This is a genomic window from Kitasatospora sp. NPDC059571 (genome assembly GCF_042735675.1).
GTDB lineage: Bacteria > Actinomycetota > Actinomycetes > Streptomycetales > Streptomycetaceae > Kitasatospora.
Genome location: NZ_JBHWBW010000645.1, coordinates 1 through 3,639 on the forward strand (window position 1 = coordinate 1; position 3,639 = coordinate 3,639).

Genomic DNA, 3,639 nt, shown 5'->3' on the forward strand with positions numbered 1-3,639 from the left:
CCGCACGGCGGGGCCCCGGGCGCCTCGGCAGCTACCGCTCCTCGGTCGGCTGGTTGCCGAGCTGGTCGTCGATCTTCTGCTGCGCGGTGTCCACTTGGCTCTGGTACTTGTTGCCGGTCTTCGCGTCGAGGGTGTCGCCTGCCTTCTCGACGCCCTGGCGGGCCGTGTCCTCGTGTCCTTTGAGCATGCCTTTGAGCTTGTCGAGCATGGACATGGGCGTTCCTCCTTCAGGATGCCGGTCGTACCCAGCATCCCGAAGTCCGGCCGGTTTCACATCCTGAGCGCCTCCCGTCGCGGCAGGTCACTGCGGTGCGGCGGCCTCCCAGTAGCCGGGATCGGGCGCCGTCCGCTCCCGCAGGTCGCGCCGGACCCGGGCCGCCAGGCGCATGGTGTCCCGGCGGTTCAGCCGTGCCCCCAGGCCGGCCCCGATCAGCAGCGGGGTCAGCGACGGCAGCTTGCGCAGGGTGCTGCGGGTCAGCCGCTTGCCCACCTTGTGCCGCACCTCCGACCCGACCGCCAGCCCGGCCACCGCCACCAGCCCCGTGGGGTGCAGCGCGACCGAGCCGTCGATGCCCCGCCGGTCGGCCCACGCGGTCACGTACGCCGTGGTCCGCTGCGCCCGGCTGCCCTCCGCCGGGAAGCCGTAGACCTGGTGGAGTTCGGCGATCAGCTTGATCTCGACCGCTGCCACCACCAGCGTCTCGGAGGCGATCTCCACCGCCATGGCGGGCGGCACGGGCAGCATCGCGGCCGCCCCGATCCCCGCGCCGACCGCGGCGGACGCCCGCCGCGCGCCGGCGACCAGCAGGTCGGCCAGTGCCTCCGGGTCCTGCGCCCCGGGGTGCTGGGCGCGCAGGGTGGCCAGGCTGCGGACGGGGATCCGCGGCGCGGTGGTCAGCAGCCGGTCGGTCATCGCCCGGCTGCCGATCAGGGTGCCGCGGGCGGTCGCGGCACCGCCGCGCCGCAGGGTGCGCGCGGTGGAGCGGACCAGCGTCGCGGCCCGGGCCACGGCGCGCCGCCGCGCGGTGGCGGTGCCCTCCTCCATCTCCTCGGTCAGGGCGGCGAGTTCACCGGCCGCCGCGTCCGCGTCCAGCGGCGGTCCGGCGGGTTCGCCCGGCGGCCGGTCCGGTTCGTCAGGCCCGTTCGTTCTGCGAAGGAATCCCACGCCGACCGCATACCCGGTGCCGGAGCGGTACACGCCGCGGTGCGGCCGTCCGGGCGGGCTCCGGCCGCTGCGAGGCCTTCGGCCCGTGCCCCGGACGCGGACGGGGCGGATGCTGGAAGTGCCCGCGGCGCCGCAGCCCGCGCCCGACCGAGGAGGAGCCCATGGGGAACGAGCCGACCGCCGCCGGGAGCGGGGCCGGGCCGGACATCGCCGGCATCGCCGAACGGATCGCGGCCCGCCGCACCCGGCTCGGGCTGACCCAGGACGAACTCGCGGCCAAGGCCGGGATGGCCCCGGGCTATCTGCGGTACCTGCTGCAGACCGGCCCGGAGTTCGACCCGGCCGGGTTCCTGCGGATCGCCGCGGTGCTCGGCACCGGCTATCCGGAACTGGTCGCCGGGCGCCCGGACGCGCCGCCCGGGCAGCATCCGGCCGCCGCGCACCCGGCGCTGGTGCGTCTCACCGAGGACGAGTGCTGGGACCGGCTCGGCGGCCACGGGGTGGGCCGGATCGCGGTGCCGGCCGACCCCGCGCCGCTGGTGCTGCCGGTGAACTACGCGGTGGACGCCGGAACGGTGGTCTACCGGACGGACCCGCACGGCCCGGCCGCGCCGCGGCCCGGGGTGCCGGTCTCGTTCCAGGTCGACCGGGTGAACGAGGCGATGAGCAGCGGCTGGAGCGTGCTCGTGGTGGGCGCCGCGGCGGCCGTCGAGGACGCCGCGGAGGTGGCCCGGCTGCAGGCGGACCACCCGCTCGGGCCGTGGGCCGGAGCGGGCCGCCCGCTCTGGGTGCGGGTGACGCCCGACCGGCTCACCGGCCGCCGGATCGTGGTCGCCTGACGGCGGCACCGGGCCCGGCGGTCGGGGAGGGCGTCAGGCCAGCGCGAGGAAGAGCTTCTCCAGCTCGGCCTCGCTCATCGGCGGGGCGTCGCCGTCCGCCGCGGCCATGCACTGGCGCATGCCGCTGGCCACGATCTTGAAGCCCGCCCGGTCCAGCGCCCGGGACACCGCCGCGAGCTGGGTGACCACGTCCTTGCAGTCGCGGCCGGCCTCGATCATCGCGATGACGCCGGAGAGCTGGCCCTGCGCCCGGCGGAGCCGGTTGAGCACCGCACCGACCGCGTCCTCGTCGACCTGCATCTGGCACCTCTTCACACTGTGTACGGGCCGTTCATCGTACCCGAGGGGGTATCGGCGGCGTCCGGCCCGGAGCGGGCGCGGCGGTGCCGCACCGATCGCAACCCTGATACCAGGTGGGGTATTCCCGTGCTCCGGGCCGGCCCCGGAGCACGGCCCCGCCTCCGCGCCGGCGGGCCCTCGGTCGCCCCGGTGCGTCACGGAGGTCGAGCTCGGTAGGGCCGCGGGTCCGGAGCTGCTCGATCGCCCGCTCGCGCCTCGCCCCGGGGCCCGCCCGGAACGGTGCGACGAGGCCGCGGCCCCGTCGCGGCGGGCATCAGCGACCGGCCTGGCCCTGCAGGGCGGTGAGGGTGGCCGCGAGGTCCGCGGTGGTGGTGCGCGGGCGGTTGTGCGGGAGCCGGCCGAGCACGTTGCCCATGGCGCAGGTGTCCGTCGCGGCGGAGAACACCAGGCCGCCGGCGACCGCGGCGGACAGCCAGCGGGCACCCGGCCGCAGCAGGCGGCCGGTGAACAGGCCCGCCAGCACCAGCGAACCGGCGGCGAACCGGACCTGGCGGTCCATCGCCCAGACCGCCCGGGCGCCGGCCGGCCGGTGCAGCGGGAGGCCCGCGGCCGCCCAGGCCGAGGTCCCGCCGGCCAGCCCGAGGGCGCTGACGCCCTCGGCGGCGAGCCGTTCGCAGGCGGTCGCGGACCGGTTGCCGGAGGCGCAGACCACGGCGAGCGGGCCGCGTGCGGCCGCGGCGCGCAGGGCGGGGACGGCGAGGTGCAGCAGGTCGAGCGGCACGTTGTGCGCGCCGGGGAGGTGGCCGGCGGCGAACTCGCCGGGCGAGCGGACGTCGACGACGGTGAGCCGGTCGAGGTCGGCGTGGAGACGGGCCGCGGTGAGCGTGGTGGACATGGGGGCCTTTCGGGGGAGAGGACCGCGGCGCCCGGGGGTGGCGGCGCGGGAGCAGAGGGGGCGGGTCAGCGCAGGGCGTCGAGCAGCATCAGTGCGGCCACGGCGAGCAGCACCGTCGCGAAGACCCGCTGCAGGGTCCGGCCGGAGAGCCGGTCGGCCAGCCGCTTGCCGTCCCAGGCGCCGAGGATCGCGGCGCCGGTGAACGGTGCGACCACGGCCCAGTCCAGGCCGCCGGTGGCGCCGAGCCGGGGGACCAGCGCGGAGACTGCGTTGGTGGAGATCACCAGCAGGCTGGTGCCGACCGCCTCGGCCATGGGCACGGCCAGGACGGCGACCAGGGCGGGCACCGCGAGGAAGCCGCCGCCGACGCCGAGCAGTCCGGTGACGGCGCCCAGGCCCGCGCCGGTCGCGGCCGCCCGGCCGGCGGGGGCCGGTCCGCC

At 77.4% G+C, this 3,639-nt stretch carries 6 protein-coding genes; 1 reads left to right on the plus strand and 5 read right to left on the minus strand.

Going from position 1 to position 3,639, the window contains the following annotated elements:
- Window positions 1–31: 31 nt before the first annotated feature.
- Both ACFV0G_RS37155 and ACFV0G_RS37160 read right to left on the minus strand, forming a co-directional pair.
- Window positions 32–214: an antitoxin gene (locus ACFV0G_RS37155; RefSeq protein ID WP_380557549.1), complete on the minus strand. Its 183-nt coding sequence runs from the start codon at window positions 212–214 to the stop codon at window positions 32–34.
- Window positions 215–301: 87 nt separating this feature from the next.
- A complete protein-coding gene (locus ACFV0G_RS37160) occupies window positions 302–1,165 on the minus strand; it encodes a hypothetical protein (protein ID WP_380557552.1) in 864 nt (287 codons plus the stop codon).
- A 161-nt stretch (window positions 1,166–1,326) separates the two neighbouring features.
- Between ACFV0G_RS37160 and ACFV0G_RS37165 the strand changes: the two genes are divergently transcribed.
- Window positions 1,327–2,004: a helix-turn-helix domain-containing protein gene (locus ACFV0G_RS37165; RefSeq protein ID WP_380557555.1), complete on the plus strand. Its 678-nt coding sequence runs from the start codon at window positions 1,327–1,329 to the stop codon at window positions 2,002–2,004.
- 33 nt (window positions 2,005–2,037) lie between these two features.
- Here the strand turns inward: ACFV0G_RS37165 and ACFV0G_RS37170 are convergent, their stop codons facing one another.
- From ACFV0G_RS37170 to ACFV0G_RS37180, 3 genes are all read right to left on the minus strand, one after another.
- Window positions 2,038–2,304 carry a metal-sensitive transcriptional regulator gene (locus tag ACFV0G_RS37170; protein WP_380557558.1) on the minus strand — a complete coding sequence of 89 codons (267 nt, stop codon included), beginning with the start codon at window positions 2,302–2,304 and terminating at the stop codon, window positions 2,038–2,040.
- 313 nt (window positions 2,305–2,617) lie between these two features.
- Window positions 2,618–3,199 (minus strand): rhodanese-like domain-containing protein, encoded by a 582-nt coding sequence (locus tag ACFV0G_RS37175; protein WP_380557561.1) that lies wholly within the window; start codon window positions 3,197–3,199, stop codon window positions 2,618–2,620.
- A 65-nt stretch (window positions 3,200–3,264) separates the two neighbouring features.
- On the minus strand, window positions 3,265–3,639 hold a 375-nt coding region (locus ACFV0G_RS37180), incomplete at its 5' end, for a TSUP family transporter (protein WP_380557564.1).

Excerpts from the sequence above, each read along its gene's own strand:
- ACFV0G_RS37155 (WP_380557549.1), bottom strand. The coding sequence starts at position 214 with ATGTCCATGCTCGACAAGCTCAAAGGCATGCTCAAAGGACACGAGGAC.
- ACFV0G_RS37165 (WP_380557555.1), top strand. The coding sequence starts at position 1,327 with ATGGGGAACGAGCCGACCGCCGCCGGGAGCGGGGCCGGGCCGGACATC.
- ACFV0G_RS37170 (WP_380557558.1), bottom strand. The coding sequence starts at position 2,304 with ATGCAGGTCGACGAGGACGCGGTCGGTGCGGTGCTCAACCGGCTCCGC.
- ACFV0G_RS37175 (WP_380557561.1), bottom strand. The coding sequence starts at position 3,199 with ATGTCCACCACGCTCACCGCGGCCCGTCTCCACGCCGACCTCGACCGG.